Source organism: Mesorhizobium sp. IMUNJ 23232, from assembly GCF_044326205.1.
Classification (GTDB): domain Bacteria; phylum Pseudomonadota; class Alphaproteobacteria; order Rhizobiales; family Rhizobiaceae; genus Kumtagia.
Window position 1 is genome coordinate 31,209 of record NZ_JBIRCY010000053.1, and the last position, 19,335, is coordinate 50,543.

General features: G+C 62.3%; 20 protein-coding genes and 1 pseudogene. 14 read left to right on the forward strand and 7 right to left on the reverse strand.

Going from position 1 to position 19,335, the window contains the following annotated elements:
• Positions 1–27: 27 nt before the first annotated feature.
• The gene (locus ACH196_RS29130; RefSeq protein ID WP_396650349.1) at positions 28–1,305 is read right to left on the reverse strand and encodes an RNA polymerase sigma factor; all 1,278 of its coding nucleotides are present in this window, start codon (positions 1,303–1,305) and stop codon (positions 28–30) included.
• Positions 1,302–1,676 (reverse strand): YciI family protein, encoded by a 375-nt coding sequence (locus tag ACH196_RS29135; protein WP_396650350.1) that lies wholly within the window; start codon positions 1,674–1,676, stop codon positions 1,302–1,304. Before ACH196_RS29135 ends, ACH196_RS29130 begins: the two co-directional genes overlap by 4 nt.
• 223 nt (positions 1,677–1,899) lie before the next feature.
• Between ACH196_RS29135 and ACH196_RS29140 the strand changes: the two genes are divergently transcribed.
• Both ACH196_RS29140 and ACH196_RS29145 read left to right on the forward strand, forming a co-directional pair.
• On the forward strand, positions 1,900–3,159 hold the full coding sequence (locus ACH196_RS29140) for an ATP-grasp domain-containing protein (protein ID WP_396650351.1): 1,260 nt from the start codon (positions 1,900–1,902) through the stop codon (positions 3,157–3,159).
• A gap of 11 nt (positions 3,160–3,170) precedes the next feature.
• Positions 3,171–4,199 carry a polysaccharide deacetylase family protein gene (locus ACH196_RS29145; protein WP_396650352.1) on the forward strand — a complete coding sequence of 343 codons (1,029 nt, stop codon included), beginning with the start codon at positions 3,171–3,173 and terminating at the stop codon, positions 4,197–4,199.
• A gap of 42 nt (positions 4,200–4,241) precedes the next feature.
• Here ACH196_RS29145 and ACH196_RS29150 read toward each other — a convergent pair whose 3' ends face one another.
• Positions 4,242–5,096, reverse strand: a complete 855-nt coding sequence (locus tag ACH196_RS29150) for a class I SAM-dependent methyltransferase (RefSeq protein WP_396650353.1) — start codon at positions 5,094–5,096, stop codon at positions 4,242–4,244.
• Between the two features lie 248 nt (positions 5,097–5,344).
• On the opposite strand from ACH196_RS29150, the gene ACH196_RS29155 reads away from it, so the two are divergent.
• The 3 genes from ACH196_RS29155 to ACH196_RS29165 are packed head-to-tail and all read left to right on the forward strand — an operon-like array spanning position 5,345 to position 7,498.
• Positions 5,345–5,989: a TetR/AcrR family transcriptional regulator gene (locus ACH196_RS29155; RefSeq protein WP_396650354.1), complete on the forward strand. Its 645-nt coding sequence runs from the start codon at positions 5,345–5,347 to the stop codon at positions 5,987–5,989.
• Positions 5,955–7,115 (forward strand): isovaleryl-CoA dehydrogenase, encoded by a 1,161-nt coding sequence (locus ACH196_RS29160; protein WP_396650355.1) that lies wholly within the window; start codon positions 5,955–5,957, stop codon positions 7,113–7,115. Before ACH196_RS29155 ends, ACH196_RS29160 begins: the two co-directional genes overlap by 35 nt.
• A 41-nt stretch (positions 7,116–7,156) precedes the next feature.
• The gene (locus tag ACH196_RS29165) at positions 7,157–7,498 is read left to right on the forward strand and encodes a hypothetical protein (protein WP_396650356.1); all 342 of its coding nucleotides are present in this window, start codon (positions 7,157–7,159) and stop codon (positions 7,496–7,498) included.
• Between the two features lie 81 nt (positions 7,499–7,579).
• On the opposite strand, the gene ACH196_RS29170 is transcribed toward ACH196_RS29165, so the two are convergent.
• Positions 7,580–7,825, reverse strand: coding sequence for a PcfJ domain-containing protein (locus ACH196_RS29170; RefSeq protein ID WP_396650367.1), 246 nt, complete (start codon positions 7,823–7,825; stop codon positions 7,580–7,582).
• A 263-nt stretch (positions 7,826–8,088) separates the two neighbouring features.
• Between ACH196_RS29170 and ACH196_RS29175 the strand changes: the two genes are divergently transcribed.
• The 7 genes from ACH196_RS29175 to ACH196_RS29205 all read left to right on the forward strand — a co-directional run bounded on the left by ACH196_RS29175 (position 8,089) and on the right by ACH196_RS29205 (position 15,048).
• Positions 8,089–8,919: a DUF2971 domain-containing protein gene (locus tag ACH196_RS29175; protein ID WP_396650357.1), complete on the forward strand. Its 831-nt coding sequence runs from the start codon at positions 8,089–8,091 to the stop codon at positions 8,917–8,919.
• Positions 8,920–9,392: 473 nt separating this feature from the next.
• Positions 9,393–11,000: a carboxyl transferase domain-containing protein gene (locus ACH196_RS29180; protein ID WP_396650358.1), complete on the forward strand. Its 1,608-nt coding sequence runs from the start codon at positions 9,393–9,395 to the stop codon at positions 10,998–11,000.
• Positions 11,001–11,094: 94 nt separating this feature from the next.
• Positions 11,095–11,796 carry a dual OB domain-containing protein gene (locus ACH196_RS29185; RefSeq protein ID WP_396650359.1) on the forward strand — a complete coding sequence of 234 codons (702 nt, stop codon included), beginning with the start codon at positions 11,095–11,097 and terminating at the stop codon, positions 11,794–11,796.
• A 76-nt stretch (positions 11,797–11,872) separates the two neighbouring features.
• Positions 11,873–12,493 carry a DUF488 family protein gene (locus ACH196_RS29190; RefSeq protein ID WP_396650360.1) on the forward strand — a complete coding sequence of 207 codons (621 nt, stop codon included), beginning with the start codon at positions 11,873–11,875 and terminating at the stop codon, positions 12,491–12,493.
• A gap of 2 nt (positions 12,494–12,495) precedes the next feature.
• Entirely contained in the window at positions 12,496–12,942 is a 447-nt protein-coding gene (locus ACH196_RS29195) for a DUF488 family protein (protein WP_396650361.1), read from the forward strand.
• 252 nt (positions 12,943–13,194) lie between these two features.
• Complete coding sequence (locus ACH196_RS29200) at positions 13,195–14,043, forward strand: hypothetical protein (protein WP_396650362.1); 849 nt, start codon at positions 13,195–13,197, stop codon at positions 14,041–14,043.
• A gap of 279 nt (positions 14,044–14,322) precedes the next feature.
• Complete coding sequence (locus ACH196_RS29205; protein WP_396650363.1) at positions 14,323–15,048, forward strand: hypothetical protein; 726 nt, start codon at positions 14,323–14,325, stop codon at positions 15,046–15,048.
• Positions 15,049–15,132: 84 nt separating this feature from the next.
• On the opposite strand, the gene ACH196_RS29210 is transcribed toward ACH196_RS29205, so the two are convergent.
• Positions 15,133–16,134 carry a hypothetical protein gene (locus ACH196_RS29210; protein WP_396650364.1) on the reverse strand — a complete coding sequence of 334 codons (1,002 nt, stop codon included), beginning with the start codon at positions 16,132–16,134 and terminating at the stop codon, positions 15,133–15,135.
• A 283-nt stretch (positions 16,135–16,417) separates the two neighbouring features.
• On the opposite strand from ACH196_RS29210, the gene ACH196_RS29215 reads away from it, so the two are divergent.
• The gene (locus tag ACH196_RS29215; RefSeq protein ID WP_396650365.1) at positions 16,418–16,786 is read left to right on the forward strand and encodes a hypothetical protein; all 369 of its coding nucleotides are present in this window, start codon (positions 16,418–16,420) and stop codon (positions 16,784–16,786) included.
• A 76-nt stretch (positions 16,787–16,862) separates the two neighbouring features.
• Here the strand turns inward: ACH196_RS29215 and ACH196_RS29220 are convergent, their stop codons facing one another.
• Positions 16,863–17,771 carry a S1C family serine protease gene (locus ACH196_RS29220; protein WP_396650368.1) on the reverse strand — a complete coding sequence of 303 codons (909 nt, stop codon included), beginning with the start codon at positions 17,769–17,771 and terminating at the stop codon, positions 16,863–16,865.
• A gap of 283 nt (positions 17,772–18,054) precedes the next feature.
• Between ACH196_RS29220 and ACH196_RS29225 the strand changes: the two genes are divergently transcribed.
• The gene (locus tag ACH196_RS29225) at positions 18,055–19,164 is read left to right on the forward strand and encodes a PspA/IM30 family protein (RefSeq protein ID WP_396650366.1); all 1,110 of its coding nucleotides are present in this window, start codon (positions 18,055–18,057) and stop codon (positions 19,162–19,164) included.
• Here ACH196_RS29225 and ACH196_RS29230 read toward each other — a convergent pair.
• Positions 19,161–19,335, reverse strand: a pseudogene (locus ACH196_RS29230) (IS5/IS1182 family transposase); the annotation flags it as partial. The gene ACH196_RS29225 and the pseudogene ACH196_RS29230 sit on opposite strands and share 4 nt — an antisense overlap.

The window sequence follows — 19,335 nt, forward strand, 5'->3', positions numbered from 1 at the left end:
TGGTGCCGACAGGTTTTCCGAAAAATCTTAGTTGACCGCGCGGGGCGATGCCGGCGGCAGCGTGGCGTCCGCCATCAGGCGGTCGAGATGCATGCGTATGTGCGCGGCTTCCGCAGCCGTGTTGGCGAGCGCGATGGCGCGGTCGAAAGCGACCCGCGCCTCCTCCTTGCGGCCGAGCTGCATCAGCAGATTGCCCTTGACTCCGAAGAAATAGAAATAGCCCGAAAGTTTTTCGGCTAGCGGCTCGATCAGGTCGAGCGCGGCGGCAGGCCCATCCGTCTTCGACACCGCGACCGCCCGGTTCAGGGTGACCACGGGCGACGGCTGGAGCGCTTCCAGCGAACGATAGAGCAATTCGATCTGCGGCCAGTCCGTATCCTCCGGCCGCGCGGCGCGGGCGTGAAGTGCTGCGATCGCCGCCTGAACCTGATAGGCACCCGGGCGGCGGTGGCGCATTGCCTTGTCGATCAGCGCCAGCCCTTCCGAAATCAGCGGCTGCTTCCACAGCGTGCGGTCCTGGTCGTCGAGCAGGATGGCATTGCCCTCCGCGTCGAAACGCGCATCGGCGCGCGCATGCTGGAGCAGGATCAGCGCCACCAGACCCATGATCTCCGGTTCGGTCGGAAAAAGTCTGAGCAGCAGCCGGCCGAGCCGGATCGCTTCCTCACAGAGCGGCGCCCTTGCCTGGCGTTCGTTGACGCCGGCCGAATAGCCCTCGTTGAAGACCAGATAGACCATGGCGGCGACAGCCGCGAGCCGCTGCGAGCGCTCCACCGCGCCGGGCGTCTCGAACGGCACGCCGGCTCCGCCGACCTTGCTCTTGGCACGGGTAATGCGCTGCTCCATCGCCGCTTCCGAGACCAGGAAGGCGCGCGCGATCTGCTTGACGGTCAGGCCCGAAACGATGCGCAGGGCCAGTGCGATCTGCTGGGTGGCCGGCAGGTCCGGGTGGCAGCAGATGAACAGCAGCCGCAAGATGTCGTCGCGGTAGTCGGCGCCGTCGAGCCGCTCCACGGCCGCCTCCTCGGCGTCGCCGAGATCGGAAAGCTTGTCCTCGTCCGGCAGTTCCGTCTGCTTCTTCAAGCGGCGCACCGCGTCGACCGCGGCGTTGCGGCCGACAAAGATCAGCCAGGCGGTCGGATCGCGCGGCGGGCCGTTCTTCGGCCAGGTCCGCAGCGCGCGAAGGCAAGCCTCCTGATAGGCCTCCTCGGCCGTGTCCAGATCGCGGAAATAGCGCAGCAGCGCGCTCACCGCCTGAGGCCGTGCGGAGGATAGTGCGGCCTCGATCCAGACCTGTTCCGTCATTTCTTGACCCCGTTCTCGGCGAAATAGCCGACAGGACGCACTTCATAGGAGCCGACGCCGGGATTGGCCGCCGCCAGTTCGCGCGCGGCGTCCAGCACCTCGTCGAGCGAATCCGCGTCGATCAGATAGAAGCCCAAAAGCTGCTCCTTGGTCTCGGCGAACGGCCCGTCGATGACGATCGGTTCGTCCTTCGTCTTGCGCAGTGTGGTCGCGGCGGTCGTCGGCAACAGCCGTGCCACCGGTCCCAGCCGGCCCTGTTTGAGAAGTTTGTCCTGGACCTTCAAGAGGCGGCCCATGACGGCGGCGTCCTCCTCCTTCGACCAGGCGGAGGTGATGCATTCGTCGTTGTAGCAGAGCACGGCATAGAGCATGTCTTCTTCCTTCGCTTCGAGGACGCGTGGTCGGATACGCTTCCGACAAAGAATCGCGAAAATAATCCGCTCTTCGCCGGACACCAACAGGGGCCGGTCCCGCGCACAAATACCGCGCCGAACCGTTTGTTAATGACGCGGCGACTAGGGTAGCGGCAAACATTCCATTCGGTCCACCTGGTCCGCCTGGACATTGCGCGAGCCGGTTGCCGGAGCCGTCCATATGAAGCCAGAGCCACGACCCGGGCAGATGCCGCAAGGCAATGTCACGGGCGTTGTCATCCTGGGCGGCGCGCATGGAACCCTGGCCCTTGCCCGCAGCCTCGGCGCGAAGGATGTCCCGGTCTGGCTGGTCAGCACCGACACCCCCCTGCCCGGCTGGTCGCGGCGCATCAGGCACAAATTCGACTGGCCGGGCCCCGACGATCCGAACGCGATTTCCTTCCTGCTCGACCTTGCCCAAAAGCACGGGCTGGCGGGCGCGCTGCTCATCCCCGGCGGCGACGGCGAGGTGCGGCTCGTCTCGCAATCGATCGAGGCGCTGTCGCCGGCATTCAAGATCATGCTGCCGTCATGGGATCAGCTCAAATTTGTGTGCGAAAAGCCCCTGCTCTATCGCCGCGCCACCGAATTGTCAGTCGATATCCCGCCGACCTACCGGTTCACCTCGACCGAGGAGGCGGCGCGCGCGGCGATCCGTTTTCCGGTTGTGCTGAAACCCAATATGGGAGGCGGCGGCAGCGAACTGGCCCGCGCCAAGGTGATAAGAGCGGACGACCTCGCCTCCTTCGACCCGGTGTTCCAACGGGCCGCCGACGAAATCGGCCTCGACAATGTCGTCGTGCAGGAGTTGATCCCGGGCGGCGGCGAAGGCCAGTTCTCCTATTCGGCGCTGTGGCACGACGGCAAACCGGTCGCGGAATTCACGGCGCGGCGCGCCAGGCAGTATCCGGTCGATTTCGGCTACACCAGCACCTTCGTCGAGGTCGTGGACAGGCCCGACGCGGTGGACGCCGCCCGCCGGCTGCTGACGTCGATCCGGCATGAGGGCCTGGTCGAGATCGAGTTCAAGCGCGATGCGCGCGACGGCGCCCTGCGGCTGCTCGATGTCAACCCACGGCCCTGGTCATGGTTCGGTCTCGCCTCGGCGGCCGGCATCGACCTCGGCGCGATGATCTGGGAGATCGCCAACGGCCGCGACCCCGGCCGGCAGAAGACGCCACGGCCCGGAACCGCCTGGATGTACCTCGTCCGCGACATGGTTTCGGCCGTCATCCTCATCTCGCGTGGAAAACTTGGCGTCGGCGACTATCTGCGCTCCTTCGGCGCCGTCCGCGCCTGGGCGACCTTTTCCGCGAGCGACCCGCTGCCGGGCCTGCTCGACATACCCGTGACCGCCTGGCGCGTGCTGACGCGGCGCATCCTGCGCCTGCCGGCCCGTGGCTCGGCAGGTCTGGCGGCGCGTAACCATCCGGAGCGCTGACGTCCCGGTTCATGAAGAGCGCCATCAAGCACGCCCTGATCCGCGCCGGCCTGGAGGCATTTTCCATTCCGGGCATCAGCCGGCTATGGCCACAGGCTGCCGGGCGCGGCGTCATTTTTACGCTACATCATGTCCGGCTGGCGCGCACCGAAGCCTTTTCTCCGAATGCGCTGCTGTCGGTCACACCGCAATTTCTGGAACAGGCGATCCTTGCCGCAAAACAGGCTGGGCTCGTGCCGGTGGTGCTCGAACATCTGCCCGGCCTGCTCGCCGACCCGAACGACAAACGCCGCTTTGTCTGCTTCACGCTGGACGACGGCTATCGCAACAATGCCGAATATGCGGCGCCCATCTTCCGCAAGCACAATGTGCCCTACACCATCTTCATCACCGAAGGTTTTGTCGAGCGGACGCGCTCGCTGTGGTGGGAGACCGCAGAGGCGCTGCTTCGCAAGGTGTCCTCCCTCCGCTTCGACTTCGGCCGCGGTGAGGAGGAGTTTCCCCTCGATACGCCAACCAAAAAGCTGGCCGCATTCGACCGCATATCGGCGCTGATCCGCACGGACGACGAGGACAAGGTGGTCGAGCGCCTCGATCGCGCAGCGCGCGCCAACGACATCGATCCGCTCGGCATCACCGCCGACCTCGTGATGAACGCCGAAGAGTTGTGGCGGCTCGGCACCGATCCGCTGGTCCGCTTCGGCGCGCATACGCGCACGCACGTCAATCCCCGCCGCGTCGGCAAGGAACGGCTTGCCGCCGAGGTCGCCGGCTCGATCGACGCTGTCGAGCGCTATACCGGCTACCGGCCGAAAACCTTCGCCTACCCCTATGGCTTTCCCGACGCGGTCGGGGAACGCGAGATCCAGGCTGCCGCCGAGGCTGGGCTTTCGATCGCCGTAACCACGCAACCCGGCGTGCTTTCGCCCAAAAATCTCGCCCGCCCGACCGCCTTTCCGCGCGTCTCGCTCAACGGCCTCTACCAGAAAAAGCGCTACGTCAAGGCGCTGCTGACGGGCATTCCGTTCAGGCTGATGTAGTTTCCGCCCCGGGTCGAGCGGGCTGCGGATCATGCCACTCCGTCAAGCCGCAGATGTGCCTTCGCCACCGTCCCGGCGATAGCGGAACACGGCATAGTCGATCTTGCGCACCGCATCCAGAAAACCCGGCATGGGCGGCGTTGGCAGTTGCTCGAAGGCGCCACCGGCGAGGATCGCCGGCCTTGCCCAGTCGATGGCGGCGTGGCTCGAACTGCCGTAGACGAGGTGACAGGCGCGATCATTTTCCCGCAGCGACGCCGCCAGATTGCGGATGACGATATCGAAGACCTGCTTCGAGAACGGGTTGTAGAAATAGACGACCAGCGGCGTCGGCGGAAATTTGTAGGCTGCGGCATCCGCCTCGACGATTTCGATATCGCGGCATTTCTGCGCCGGACCGCGAAAACTCGCGATATTGCGTATGGCGATCTCGACCAGTTCGTGCGCGAACTCGACGCCGACGACCTTGGCAAACGGATAGCGCGAAGCCAACAGCAGGGTGCGCGACTTGCCCGCGCCGATGTCGATGAAAGTGCAATCGCCGAGATCCGATGGCAGGCTGCGCATGATGAAATCGAACGTCTTCGGCGAGGTGCAGAGGCATTCATTGCCCTGGTCTCGGTTCGGACCGACGATGCTCAACCCTGCAAGCTGGATCGAGCCGGCGGTGTCGACATTGTGGTCGCGGTCCCATTTGCGGGCGAGATGGTCGGCCACCAGATGCTGGACATTGCGGGCAACGAAGCTGGCGCTGGCGGCCAGGCCGTGGCGACGGACCAGACGAAAAGGCTCCAGCGGCCCACGCTCGCAGAGCAACCGCACGGCGCGCGCCAGGCGGCCAGCCGAACGGTCCTGGATGCCGTCCCGGTCGAGACGCTCCGTCTCCAGTTCAGCCATTAGATCGCTCCGCCTCCTGGAACAAGACACGGCGGCCCTTCGCCCCGTCTCCTACACTTGTCATCATTTCGGCGGCAGAATGCAAAGCGAAGCTCCAGAATTCGTAAACAGGCAGCGAAATGGCGGCACCGGCGGGCCAAGCTCACGAAGTGTTGTAGTCGAGACTGGAAATTCACTTTGTCGCACACACACGACACTCTCTTGAATTAATTGAACGTCCATTTTATTCTTTGATCCCGGAGGCCCCCTTGGCGCGAACAATCGGATCGGACGGCGAGAAGACCGAAGCGGCGATCCGCGAGGCGGCAGCGATACTGATCGCGCGCTACGGCTATGAAGCCGTCTCGATGCGCCAGCTCGCGGCCGAGGTCGGCGTGCAGGCGGCGGCTCTCTACCGTTACTTTCCAACAAAGGAAGACCTGCTGTTCACGCTGATGCGCGAGCATATGGAAGGGCTGATCGCCGGTTGGGAGAACGCTCGCCCCGGCGAAGGCGGTCCCGCCGAAGAACTCTCGGCCTTCGTCGCCAACCATATCGGTTTCCACATTACGCGCCGGCATTCCACCCATGTCTCCAACATGGAGTTGCGCAGCCTGTCGCGCGAGAACCTAACGCAGATCCTCCGGCTGCGCGCCGCCTATGAAAAAGATCTGCGCCGCATCCTGCGCGACGGCGTTGACGACGGCACGTTTCGCATCGACGACGCGGCGCTGACGGCGATGGCGATCATCCAGATGATCACCGGCGTCATCGTCTGGTTCCGGCCGGACGAGCGGCTTTCCGTCGAGGAAGTGACCAAAAACTATCTTATCATGACGATGCGCCTGGTCGGCGCCCAGAATGTCCGGGAGGATTACCATGTACGACAACGTACTGAACTTCGCGCTGGGTGAGGATGTCGACGCGCTGCGCGATCTGGTGCGCCGCTTCGCGCAGGACAAGATCGCGCCACTGGCCGGCGAGATCGACCGCTCCAACGAATTTCCGATGCATCTGTGGCCCGAACTCGGCGGCCTCGGCCTGCTCGGCGTCACCGCCGACCCGGATTTTGGCGGCTCCGGCATGACCTATCTCGCCCATGTCGTCGCCATGGAGGAGATTTCCCGTGCCTCGGCCTCGGTCGGGCTCTCCTACGGCGCGCACTCCAACCTCTGCATCAACCAGCTCAACCGCTGGGGCACGCCGGAGCAGAAGGAAAAGTACCTGCCGGGCCTCTGCGCCGGCACTACGGTCGGGGCACTCGCCATGTCGGAGACGGGTGCCGGCTCCGACGTCGTCTCCATGAAGCTGCGCGCCGACAAGCACAACGACCGCTACGTGCTCAACGGCAACAAGATGTGGATCACCAACGGGCCGGACGCCGGCACGCTGCTGGTCTATGCCAAGACCGAGCCGACCATGGGCTCGCGCGGCATCACCGCCTTCATTATCGAGCGTGGCATGAAGGGTTTTTCGGTCGCCCAGAAACTCGACAAGCTCGGCATGCGCGGTTCCAACACCGGCGAACTGGTGTTCGAGGACGTCGACGTGCCATTCGAAAACGTCGTCCACCAGCACGGCCGCGGCGTCGAGGTCTTGATGTCCGGCCTCGACTACGAGCGCGTCGTGCTGGCCGGCGGGCCGCTCGGCATCATGGCCGCCTGCCTCGACGTGGTTATGCCCTATGTGCGCGACCGCCGCCAGTTCGGCCAGGCGGTCGGCGACTTTCAACTGGTGCAAGGCAAGCTCGCCGACATGTATGCGACGATGAACGCCTGCCGCGCCTATGTCTACGCGGTGGCCGCCGCCTGCGACCGTAGGGAGACGACGCGTAAAGACGCCGCCGGCTGCATTTTGTACGCCTCGGAACACGCCACGCGCATGGCGCTCGACGCCATCCAGTTGCTCGGCGGCAACGGCTACATGAACGAATTCCCCACCGGCCGCCTTCTGCGCGACGCCAAGCTGTACGAGATCGGTGCCGGGACGAGCGAGATCAGGCGCTGGCTGATCGGCCGGGAGATGATGGCGGAGGGGTGATGCGAGCAGAGGCTACGAACAGAATTGGGCGAAGACACTTCTTGGCATCGGTCGTCGCATTGGTATCGGCAAGCTTGCTGACGTCGATCACAACCGACAACACGCTGGCGCAATCAAAAACCAATGCGACCAAGGCCGAATTGAGAGCCGAGGTCGCGCGGCGGTTGCGAAGGGAACCGATTATCCAGAAAGTATCGTTCGATCCCTCCGACAATGCGCGACTCATCCTGAAAGTTCGCAATTCGGAGATCGAGCAATTGGAGGTGGACGTTACCAACCTCAGCGAACGGATGCGTGGGTTGTCCGCGAAGCAGCGTGAAGCCAGGATGCAGCGGTTCGTCCGCCAGATACTGAAACTGGCGGCATCGTCTTCGCCCGGCTGAGAAGCTCGCCCAATCCTGCGTCGATTGCCTTGCTGGATTGACAATCCCGCGCGCCGAAAAATTTCAGCGCGCGGGACCATGTCACATCAGTATCACCCCACGCGCCTTGGCCCAGCGCGCCAGGATTTTCTGCTCGTCCGGGCGGGCGAGCCGGTTGCCGAAGCCGCGCACCTGCACCGCCCGATGGCGCGGGTCGAGCTCGATGGTTAGCAGCCGCTCCACCTTGCCGAGCGCGCAACGCCGCAGCACCCAGATCGAGGCGTTGCCGGCAATGCACTTGGCCGCGTAGGACGACACGCAGTGGTGCATGACGCGGTTTTCTGCCACCAATTTGGCTGCCTTGTCGGCAGCACAACGAAATATTCGTCGTGGCGCTTGCGAAAATCTTTGCCCCGTGGCTTCCACGACCAATAAGGCAGACTCGCGCCCTTCTAGCGACCAACTGGCCCCTAGTGCCCGCACGACCATCCAAGAGCGCCGGCGAGATTTGAGCCCGCACGCAACACGGAAGTATCGATCCGATCCCCCTACTGCGCAACTATCTCGAAAAATGGTATTAATTCGCATGATTGGCAGGCGGGAGACACACAGTGAGTGCTCTATATAAATTCGTTTCTAGCAAAACCTCAGTACTAGCCCTTGCTCGCGGATCTCTAAAATTTACGCGGATAGATGACCTGAACGATCCATCTGAGATGTCAATTCTAATGAACGATGGCGCGGTTGGCGAATCGCTCACAAAAATTCGCCAATTCGGCTACTCGAAAGAGCAATTCTCTTGGCTCCATCATCAAGGGGAATTGTTAGCGAGACTGTCGCCAGAAACAAAAATTTTATCGGCACCGCGAACTGTTGAACAGGCCAATATCTTATTAAGGTCAAATATATATGACAACATCGAATACATGAGAACAAGTCTCTTTCGAACAATTGCGCTTATGCGCTTGCGAGTCGGAATTCTGTCTTTGACCGAGAACTATGCTTCACTTCCGATGTGGGCGCACTACGCCGCGAATGCAGCCGGATATTTAGTCAAATTTGAAGGGCTGAAGCAGGTTTTCGCAGGCGATGATACAGGTAGCCTAAACGCGCTAAAGCCAGTTCGCTACGTTGAAGATCTTGTCGGATTAACGCACGATCCATCAACGCAGGATAACCTCTTTTTCTGTAAATTTAGAGACTGGGAGTACGAGCGCGAATGGAGGGTCGTTCGTGTACTTTCTGATTGCGACTCCGATTCAATGCCCGGGCTCTTTCTGAACCACATAGACCCTAGCCATATAACTAATGTCTTTGCTGGATGGAAGGTTGCTAGGGAAGAGGCCGAACAATTGGCATTAGAACTCCAAGCCATCAATCCCGACATGAAATTTGGTATTGCCTCATTGTTGCGTGGCAAGGTCAACCTTCACCAGCCATAAATGAGGTCGCGTTGTACGAAATAGTATGCACGGCATCTCGGCGGCTCTCGCCTTAATACCTCCGCTTGGGACCCGCGCAATGTCATCTCGAAATTCGGAGCCGGCCGCGCGACGGCGCTGACACGCCTCAGCGTCGCCTCATAGGCTTCAATGCGCTGGCGCTCGGCCTCCTGCCGGCGCCGTATCGTGGAACGGGCCATTGTCGTTCAACCCCAGAAGAATGCAGTCAGCCGCACGCAATTCGAGCGTCGGCACGGAACGTGTCGAACTCGGATGGCGAGGCATGACGGTCTCCTTTCGGTTTGAACGGGCGGGGTCTCTATGCCCGAGCGATTGCCGCTGCAAGCGATTTCTGCCGTTGGGGAAGGATAGTGGCCAACCTGTGTGGCGTCGATGCATCACATCACGGCGCTAGCCGCTTCGGGTGCGAGGCTGCTACAGAGCAATGAGCGCGCAAGGGAGGAAGCAGCCGCATGCCCGTCATAAAATCCCAGATTTCCCCCTCCTCCGACGCCTTTCGCGCCAATGCCGAGCGCATGAAGGCTCTGGTCGCCGACATCGCCGCCAAGGCCGAGACCGTGCAGCGCGGCGGCTCGGAAGAAGCGCGCAAGCGTCACACGTCGCGCGGAAAACTTTTGCCGCGCGAGAGATTGGCGCAGTTGCTCGACGCCGGCTCGCCCTTTTTGGAGATCGGCCAATTCGCCGCCTGGGACATGTATGGCGACGCCATCTCGGCCGCCGGCATGATCGCCGGCATCGGCCGGGTCGAAGGACGCGAGGTCATGGTCGTGGTCAACGACGCAACCGTGAAGGGCGGCACCTATTATCCCCTCACCGTGAAGAAACATTTGCGCGCCCAGGAGATCGCGCGCGAGAACAACCTGCCCTGCATCTATCTGGTCGATTCCGGCGGCGCCAACCTGCCCAACCAGGACGAGGTATTCCCCGACCGCGAGCATTTCGGCCGCATCTTTTACAATCAGGCGACGATGTCGGCCACGGGCATTCCGCAGATCGCCTGCGTCATGGGCTCCTGCACGGCCGGCGGCGCCTATGTGCCCGCCATGTCGGACGAATCCATCATCGTCAAAAACCAGGGCACGATTTTTCTCGGCGGACCGCCTCTGGTGAAGGCCGCGACCGGCGAGGATGTTTCGGCCGAAGACCTGGGCGGCGCGGAGGTGCATGCAAAACTCTCTGGCGTTGCCGACCATCTGGCGCTGGACGACGAACACGCGCTGGCGATCGCCCGGCGCATCGTCAAGAACCTCAACCGCTCGAAGACTGTAAGCCTTGCCTTACGCGATCCAACCCCGCCGCTGCACGATCCCCGCGAACTCTACGGCATCATCCCCGAGGACACGCGAAAACCTTATGATGTGCGCGAGGTGATCGCCCGCATCGTCGACGGCTCGGAACTCGACGAGTTCAAGCAGAATTACGGCACGACGCTGGTCACCGGCTTCGCCCACATTTTTGGCATGCCGGTCGGCATTCTGGCCAACAATGGCGTGCTGTTTTCGGAAAGCGCGCTGAAGGGCGCGCATTTCATCGAACTGTGCTGCCAGCGAAAGATCCCGTTAGTCTTCCTGCAGAACATCACCGGCTTCATGGTCGGCCGCAAATACGAAGCCGGCGGCATCGCCAAGGACGGCGCAAAACTGGTCACGGCGGTCGCCACCGCGCAGGTGCCCAAAGTGACGATGATCATCGGCGGCTCGTTCGGCGCCGGCAATTACGGCATGTGCGGCCGCGCCTATTCGCCCCGCTTCCTGTGGATGTGGCCCAACGCCCGCATCTCGGTGATGGGCGGCGAGCAGGCGGCCACCGTGCTGGCCCTAGTCAAGCGCGAGGGCTTTGAGCGCAAGGGCGAAAGCTGGAGCGCTGCGGAGGAACAGAAATTCCGCGCGCCGATCCTCGATAAATATGAGCGCGAAGGCCACCCGCTCTATTCATCCGCCCGGCTCTGGGACGACGGCATCATCGACCCGGCCAAATCGCGGGAGGTGCTGGCGCTCTCGCTCTCAGCGGCGCTAAACGCCCCGGTGGAGGATACGAAGTTCGGCGTGTTCCGGATGTGAGCGTTTCACCGGGCATGCTGTTTCTTCGGATTCAATTGCGGGTTGCAGCGATAGGCTTTAGACTACCATCTGCGGTCTATTCAGAGAGACAGCAATGGCGGTTTTCGAGATCATCATCACCGACATAACATGCTACGGGACACTATATTGCGTCGCAGGTTGGGAGCATAGAAGGCGACAGATGATCCGCCCTGAGCCTCCGACCGCATCCAATACGTCAGAGGGGTCGAGATTTTGGAATGAACACCATGTCGGTCCCGGACGCCCGTTTTCAATCGGAAATATTATCCGCTTCGACGCCTCTCCGCCGCCGAACGACTTTCCTTTCCCGCACGCCACCGAGGATTGCCTTGTCAACCTGTCGAGGCCGATCGATATTGTCGGCAACCTCGCATTTTCTCAGATCGCGCGGGCGGTTGCCGGCGGAATTTCGTCTTCGCTTGAGGCCGCCTTCGACGGCGGCCTCGTCAGGGTTGCCTCCGGCAAAGCCTATGTAGCCGGTGGGCACTTCGGCCGCTCGCTGGGCGCGATCGAAATTGCCCCAAGCCGACTGCAACTCTATGTCGATACCTATGGGGACAAACAACGGCTTCGATGCCGCATCGGAATCGGGAACAACCTCTACGATCTCTCGGTCCCGGCGGACGCGGCCAGAACACGCTGGAAAGCAGCGGGTATCGACGTACTGCAGAACGACGCGAAGGGGTCTACACGTATCCATGTGCGTGTCGGCCTATCGCGCCCCTTCGGCGAACATCCGTGCTATGCGCAAGTGAATGGCCTATATTTTCTGTGAAGAATGCTCGCCCCAGGTGAAAGCGCTGGCGCTTTCGTGCAGGGTCGGCAGCCGCTAACCTCTACGGGAGAAGCCGATGTCCGGTCAGTTGGAGGTATTCACCGTTGGGCACTCCACCCTGTCCTACGAGGATTTCATTGCCGTGCTGCGTGCCGCGGGCGTGACGGCAATCGGAGATGTCAGAACCGCTCCATACTCCCGCCATTTCCCACACTTCAACCGTGACGCCCTCCAGGACGAGTTGCGGCAAGACGGGATAGAATATCGTTTTCTAGGCCAGAAGCTGGGCGGACGCCCGTCCGGCAAGGAGTTCTTTTGCGAGGGCGTGGCCGACTACGAAAAGATGGCACTGACCCAGGAATTCGGCAAAGGCCTCGACCTCGTCGCGCAAGGCGCGGAAAAGCACCGACTGGCGCTCATGTGCTCGGAACGCGATCCGCTCGATTGTCATCGCTGCCTGCTGATCGGACGGGCGCTGGCGGAACGTGGCATCGCGGTGAAACACATCCTCCCATGCGGCGATATTCTCAGCCAACATGAGATCGAAGAACGGTTGCTGAAGTTGGGAGACGTAGAGGACAACGATTTGTTCAGGTCGCGAGACGAACGCCTGGCGGTGGCCTATCGGGAGAGAGGGCGTAAGGTCGCCTATGCGGAGCCGACGGGCGAACCTTCCGGGCAGGTCGCCGCGGAGTGACCATGGGCAAGGTCGAGCTTGCAACGATCGGCTTCACGAAGACCGATGCGGAGGGTTTTTTCGAGCGCCTGCTGAAGGCGGGCGTCAAGAAGGTGATCGATGTCCGCCTGCACAATACCTCGCAGTTGGCGGGCTTTGCAAAGGCCGACGATCTCGCCTATTTCTTGAAGAAAATCAACGGCATTGAATATGTCCACCAGCCCCTGCTGGCGCCGACCGACGACATCCTGAAGGAGTTCAAGAAGGACAAGGGAGACTGGCGCATCTATGAGGATCGATTTCTGAGCCTTATGGCGGACCGCAAGATCGAGCAGCGATTGACGCCACAGGCGTTCGACGGCGCATGCTTGCTGTGCTCGGAAGCCACGCCCCATCACTGCCACCGGCGTCTGGTCTGCGAATATCTGAACGACAAATGGGATGGTTGCTTAAGTGTGAAGCACCTGTAGCGAAGGTCCGCGCGAATACGCCGCTGCCGTACTGCGTTGATGGATGGGTCCAGCTCTGGATGTTCCATATGCGAGTGGAGTACGGGCTTCGAGCGAGAGGACCGTTCCGGCACAATCGCATAAAATCCCGCGGTGCCTCTCCACGATCTGTTAAGCATCGCGCCTTTTCGGTGGGGACGGACGCGCAAAGCCATTCGTCGGACGGCAAGAGGCGGTTCAGGCTCCAAGGGTACAACCCACAGGAGAACCGACATGCCGTTCCAGCTCCGCTCGCTCCGCTTCGTTCCCGGCGGCAACGAATTGATTCAGTTCGAAGACGACATCCTGTGCTCGCTCGTCGGGCTGTCGGCCTTCTCCCTGAGTTATGGTTCAGGCGTCGACCACCATGTCGAGACGATGAGCGTCTCGATCAAAGTGACGCCCATGGGGACCAGGGCGTTGTTTGTCGAGGCGATGCCAATCCTTTTCGACGACAGCGGCAACCGCCAGGGCGACGGCAGCTATGTCTGCGTCTCGGTCTTGGCCTGGGTCGGCGAGGCGCCGTCGGTCGGCTCGGTTTCGATGCCTCCGCCCATCACGCTCAACAACGGGGAAAGCGCCGATCTGGACGACTATCCGCAGATCGCGGCGCTCTCGGGCTTCGACCTGAGTTACGGCGACAGCGATCATCATCTGCTGGGGGCAGAGGCCTCCGTCCTCCCCTCCTGGTCCACCATTTCCGCCATGGCGGGAATGGCGGACGGGGATGGCAACTTCGCGTCGACCGCCGAGATCGCCGCCGTGGTCATGGAATTTATCGGCTCCTTCGATCTCATTGTCATCAAATCGGTCAGCCTTGACGATGAAGGTCCCCAGACCATCGACATGGGCGTGCCGCTCGCGCAGGTGGGCATCTTCATGTCCAGCTTCAGGGCGACCTACAGCGGTACGAATCATGCCGTGCAGACGTTCGGAGCCGGGCCGAACATCTTCGCGATTGACCGGGACGACAGGACCAAGGTGAACACGTCCGGCATATGGTCGTTTGTCTGGGACGATTCCGGAAACAAGGGCAGCGGCCCCTGCGATCTCCTGATTGTCGGCATTCCGGCTGCGGATTGACCCCACGGAGAAGTAGCCAGCCGCCACCCATCCATTCGGTCCTTCCCCACACGATCGGTGACGGATACGAAGTCCGACTTTGCGCATACGCGGCGACACAGTCCGGATACACCGTTTTGATAGTTCCACATTGCTAATTGCAAGTTACCACTCTTTCTTGCAACTTCGCATGTCTCAGGCGAGGACGGCTGCCGACCCCCGCGGCAGCCGTACCACCGCAGACAGATTTTTTCACGGCGGCCGCCAGGTTCGCCGGGTGGAAGGACATCGGAGCGGTTCATGGAATTCGTCACGCTGATCCACACGCGCTGGCCGAAGGACGAGTTCATCTACGACCACGGCGCCCAAGGCGAAATCCACGATGACGTCGACGACCTTTCCGCCGAGGACCGCGCCCGGCTCTACCGGACCGCCCGCCAGCCGCTCACCATGCCGGCCAACCGAAAACGCTTCAGCGGCATGTGGGGCACCATGATGATGGTCATCGGCGGGCCGATCCATTGCGCGCAGTTCGACCAGCCGGTGCCGGCCGACATGCTGTGCGGCGGCAGGCAGGTCGAGTTCACCATCAACAGCCGAAGGGTTTTTGTCGCGACATTCGGCGACGTCGCCTCGACAAAACTCTTCACAACGGTCGAACGCTACCGCACCGACGACGGGCGGGTGGACCAGTGGGACATCGGCTTCGTGCGGCTGATGCGCCGCGACAAACCCTACGGCCTGCGCGTCGAGCGCAACAACAAGGCCGTCAAGGACCTGCGCGCCGGCCATGACGGCATCTGCCTGCGCGTGCTCGGCGGCTCGAGCCTTCAGCAGCAAGCGATCCTTATCCACGAGGCGCCGAATGTCGGCTGGGTCACCGGCTGCATCGGTCCCAGGCCGCATGGCAACCGCGAGGTTTTCCGGAACGAGGACGGCAACCCATCCGATCTCGCCGTGCGCGAGATCATCCGCGAGGTGGACCGGCGCGGCGGCAAGGGACAGCTTTATGTGCTGAGAGGCTGAGCACACCGCCGGCCCGCCCGGACGGTCTCGGCAAACACCCTCCAGCCCGTCGGGTGCTCCCGACGGGCCGCGTAGCGCTCTATCTCAGACGATAAAATCGCTGGCATCCAGCACATGGCGCCCGATCAGAACGATCTGGAATTCCGCAGCGCTGTCGTTGTCGATGTTGCCGGCGATGACCGTGTCGCCCGCCGAACTATAGGCATAGCGCAGTTCGCCAGGGCTGTTCGAGATGAAGCCGTCCCGGCCGATGAAGTCGAAAGCCTGGTTGCCGGCACGCGTCGTATCGGCGTCGATCTGCGAGAAATCGATCAGATCGTCATAGCCAAAACCGTCATTGACCTGGAAATCGGTGATCACGTCGCGACCTGACGCGCTGTTCATCTCCGAGATGCTGACGAAGCGGAAAACATCATCGCCGGAGCCACCCGACATCAGGTCGCTGCCGATGCCGCCCCAGATCTGGTCGTTGCCGCTCTCGCCGTAGATGTCGTCGTCGCCCAGCCCGCCCAACAGCCTGTCGCTGCCGCCATTGCCGTCGATCAGGTCGTGGCCGCGGCCGCCGAACAGCACGTCGACGGAACTCGAACCGCTCAGATTGCGCGCGGCCGTGGAGGTGTCGAAGACGAAATCGCCGGAGATGAATTCGCTGCGGGTGACGTCCGCGATCTCGATCACGTGGCTTTCGCCGCCGGCATAGGCGTTGAGGATCGAGCCGCCGTCGGACGTATTGCTAAGCAGCGCCTGGACCTGGGTGAAGTCGGACACACCCCAGTTGCGTAGGTCGATGCGGTCATAGCCCAGTTCGAAGTCGGCGATGTAGTCGTCGCTCAGCCCGGTCGAGCGCGCGCTGGTGCGGAACCAGTCGTCGCCGGAGCCGCCAACGAGCGTGTTGATGCCGCTGTCGCCATAGATGTCGTCGTCGCCCGAGCCGCCATACAGCGTGTCGTTGCCGGCTCCGCCGGAGATAAAATCGTGGCCTTCATAGCCGTAGATCTTGTCGTTGCCGCCGAAACCGTAGATCTCGTCGTTGCTGGCGTAGCCGTAGATGGTTTCGCCGCTGTTGGTGCCCTTGATCAATGCCATGGACGAATCTCCTCATTTCCGAGGGCCCCGTCGTACAGGCTGTTAGGTGAACGGGGTATGAATGGAGCAGCCGGCTCTTGCGCCGGGCCGGCCTCATGCCATTCGCGTGCCACGTCAGGCAACCGGCTATCCGAATAGACGGCCAATGCCGGTCCGAAAAGCGACGGGCTATTCAGTAATACATCGTCTTTTTTTGGCTGATTATTTATCGCCAATGGAACTAGCCAAGCCGAAAAATCGACGCTACTGAATGGTTGTGAATTCCTGGATGAATCCGAGCAAAATGAGAAAACAAATAGTCCTGGGAACCGTCCCTACGGTTCTAGCCGCCTTGCTTTTGGCCACCGGCCCTGCCCTGGCGGCGGAAACGCTGGCCGGAAAAGTCGGCACAAAACGCTTCGGCGCGATGTTTCCAGCGGGCATGAAGGGGCCTTGCCAAAAGGCCTACAAGGACTATGTCGCGGCTGCCGGCCATTCGGCTTACGCGCAGACGCCGCTCAGCTACAGCGTCGAAGCTGTGTTTTGCGGGCGCGCCTACAACGCTCCGTCGCAGAAGGAGGCGGAGAAGCGAGCGCTCGCCGAGTGCAACTCGGTTGGCAAGAAATACAAAGTCAAGGTCGCCGGACCTTGCCAGATCTACGTCTCGAAGTGAGTTAAGCCGGACGCAAAATCAGCAGCACATACCCGCAAGGTCGTCGCCTCGAAATAGAGGCGAGGCTGCGCCACCTTCACTGCAAGCTCGGCTTCTTCAGGAAGCTGCTGCGATTGGCCGACTTGATGCGCAGCCATAAGTCGCGTTTTCCGCGCACGACCCGGACCGGAATCTCCGTGCCCGCCGGGCCGCTGCTCCACACCTTGCGGTAGAAGTCGGCCAGGCCCTCGACTTCCTGGTCGCGCACGTCGGAGATCACGTCGCCTTCGCGCAGGCCGGCGGCTGCCGCCGGGCCGCGGCCGTCGACGTCGACCACCACCACCTTGCCGTCGCGCTCGTTGGAATAGACGCCGAGCCAAGGGCGCGGCGGCTTGTTGATCTGCCCGTAGTTGAGCAGGTCGTCGAGCACCGGTGGCAGAAGATTGATCGGCACGATCATGTTGATGTCCTGCACCGACGTGCCGTCCGCCATCTGCAGCAGCAGTGAGCCGATGCCGAGCAGCTTGCCGTCGGCGCCGAGCAGCCCCGCCCCGCCCCACATCGGATGCGCCGGCGCGATGAAGATCGCCTCGTCCAGCAGATATTCCCAATAGCCGGCGAATTCGTGCTTGCTGACGATGCTGGCGCGCACGAACCGGCCGCCACCGCCACCCGCCATCACGACGGGATCGCCGACCCTGGCCGTCTCCGCATTACCGAGGTCAAGCGCGGGAAGATCGAGCGCACCGAGCGCCTGCACAAGCCCGAATCCAGTCTCCTGGTCGTAAGCCAGCGCATGCGCCGGCACGATGCGCCCGTCCGCAGCGGTCAGCCAGACGTCCTGGGCCTCGGTGATCAGGTAGCCGATCGTAAGCACAAGCCCGTTCTCGCGGATGACGACGCCGCTGCCGGCCCGCTGCGTGCCGAGCACCGAGGCGGTGAAGGCGTCCTCCGGCACCGAGGCCTGGAGCGTTACGATCGAGCGCAATGCGTGTTCGAGATCCAAACTCTTTTCCTTGGTCATGGGCGGCTCCCGAAATCTGCTGCGGCGCTAGGGCGGGCCGAACGGTCCGCCGGAAGGATGTCTTTTTTATAGGTAAGGCATCGACGCCACCGCGCAAGCGGAGGACATCGTCGTGCCGGCCGCCTCGATCCTAGCCTTGCGAGGCCATTCCGCAATGCACAATCCATCTCGCAACTGCAAATCACCAAATAGGTGATTTGCATCTTGAAACCACCTCAATCACCCATTACGTGATTGAGAGAGGAGTTGAGACGATGAAGACCGAATGAAGATAGCGAACTACGGCCTGATCCCCGACGACGATGCGATCCGTGAGATCGAACGGACCTTTCGCGCCTATGCCTCGATGCGCGAGATCCTGGACGAGACCACGCCTGCCCATCCGAAGGACACATTCGAGCTCCAGCGCCTCGCTTATGAGCGTATCCGCGCGGAGACCGGCCTGCCCTCGCGGCTGGTCACCAACGGCATCCGCGAATACGCCGCCGGCACGTGGTCGGCGGACCGCATGCCGCTGGACGAGAAGCTGATGTCGTTCAAGGGCGTCGATCGCGTGTCGCTGGCCACCCTCGACGGGCGTGTCGTCGTGCCGTTCCTGATGACCGGATACGGCGACGCCCATGAAAAGGGAGCCTTGTCGCATCTGATCCGGGCCAACTGGTCCTACTCGCTGTCCGTTCCGCTTTCCCGAGAAATGCAAAACCAGGAGATCGAAGCCATGCAGACCGAAACCATTCCCGGCCGAGTGTCCCGCCTAGCAGCGGGACTGGTCGCGACCGTCATAGACGGCCTTGAACGCAAAGCTCCCGAGGCGGTGGCCGAACAGGCGATCCGCGACATCGACAAGGCGCTGGACGAGCTGAAATCCGGCCTGGCATCGTCCGTCGCGGAGCAAAAACGCTACGCCATGCAGAAGGCTTCGCTTGTCGAGGAGCGTGACGGGCTCGACGCCAATATCCGCATCGCGATGCGCGAAGGCCGTGAGGATCTGGCGCGCGCCGGCATCGGCCGGCAGGACGACATCGACGCGCAGGTCGAATCCATCGACCGGCTGATCGCCGATGTCGAGTTGCGCATCTCCGAGTCCCGATCGGCACTCAACGCCGCCAATGCCGCCCGCCGCGAGGCGGCCGAGCGGGTGAAGATCTCGCGGCGCGCCAACGACCGCAGCACGGGAGTTGCTGCGGCAACCGGCGCCCGCCCTTCGCCGGAGGACAAGATCGCCGCCGCGCTCGGTGCCGTCGAACGGCTCACCGACCTGCCGGCCGGCAAGCCGCGCGAGGAAGACCTCGCCGAACTGGAAGCATTCGGACGCAGCCGTCGCATCGACGACCGCCTTGCCGCGCTGCGCGAAGAGATGAAGCGAAAGGACTAGGCCTCGTGGACAAAGGGTAACCAAAGCTTGACTGCTGCGATGGTGACGAAGCCGAGGTAAGACTCCTTTGTCTTGTCGTATCTGGTGGCGACGCGGCGCCAGTTCTTGAGCTTGTTGAACAGCCGCTCGATCAGGTTTCGCCACTTGTATTTCTCGGCATCGTGTGGCGCG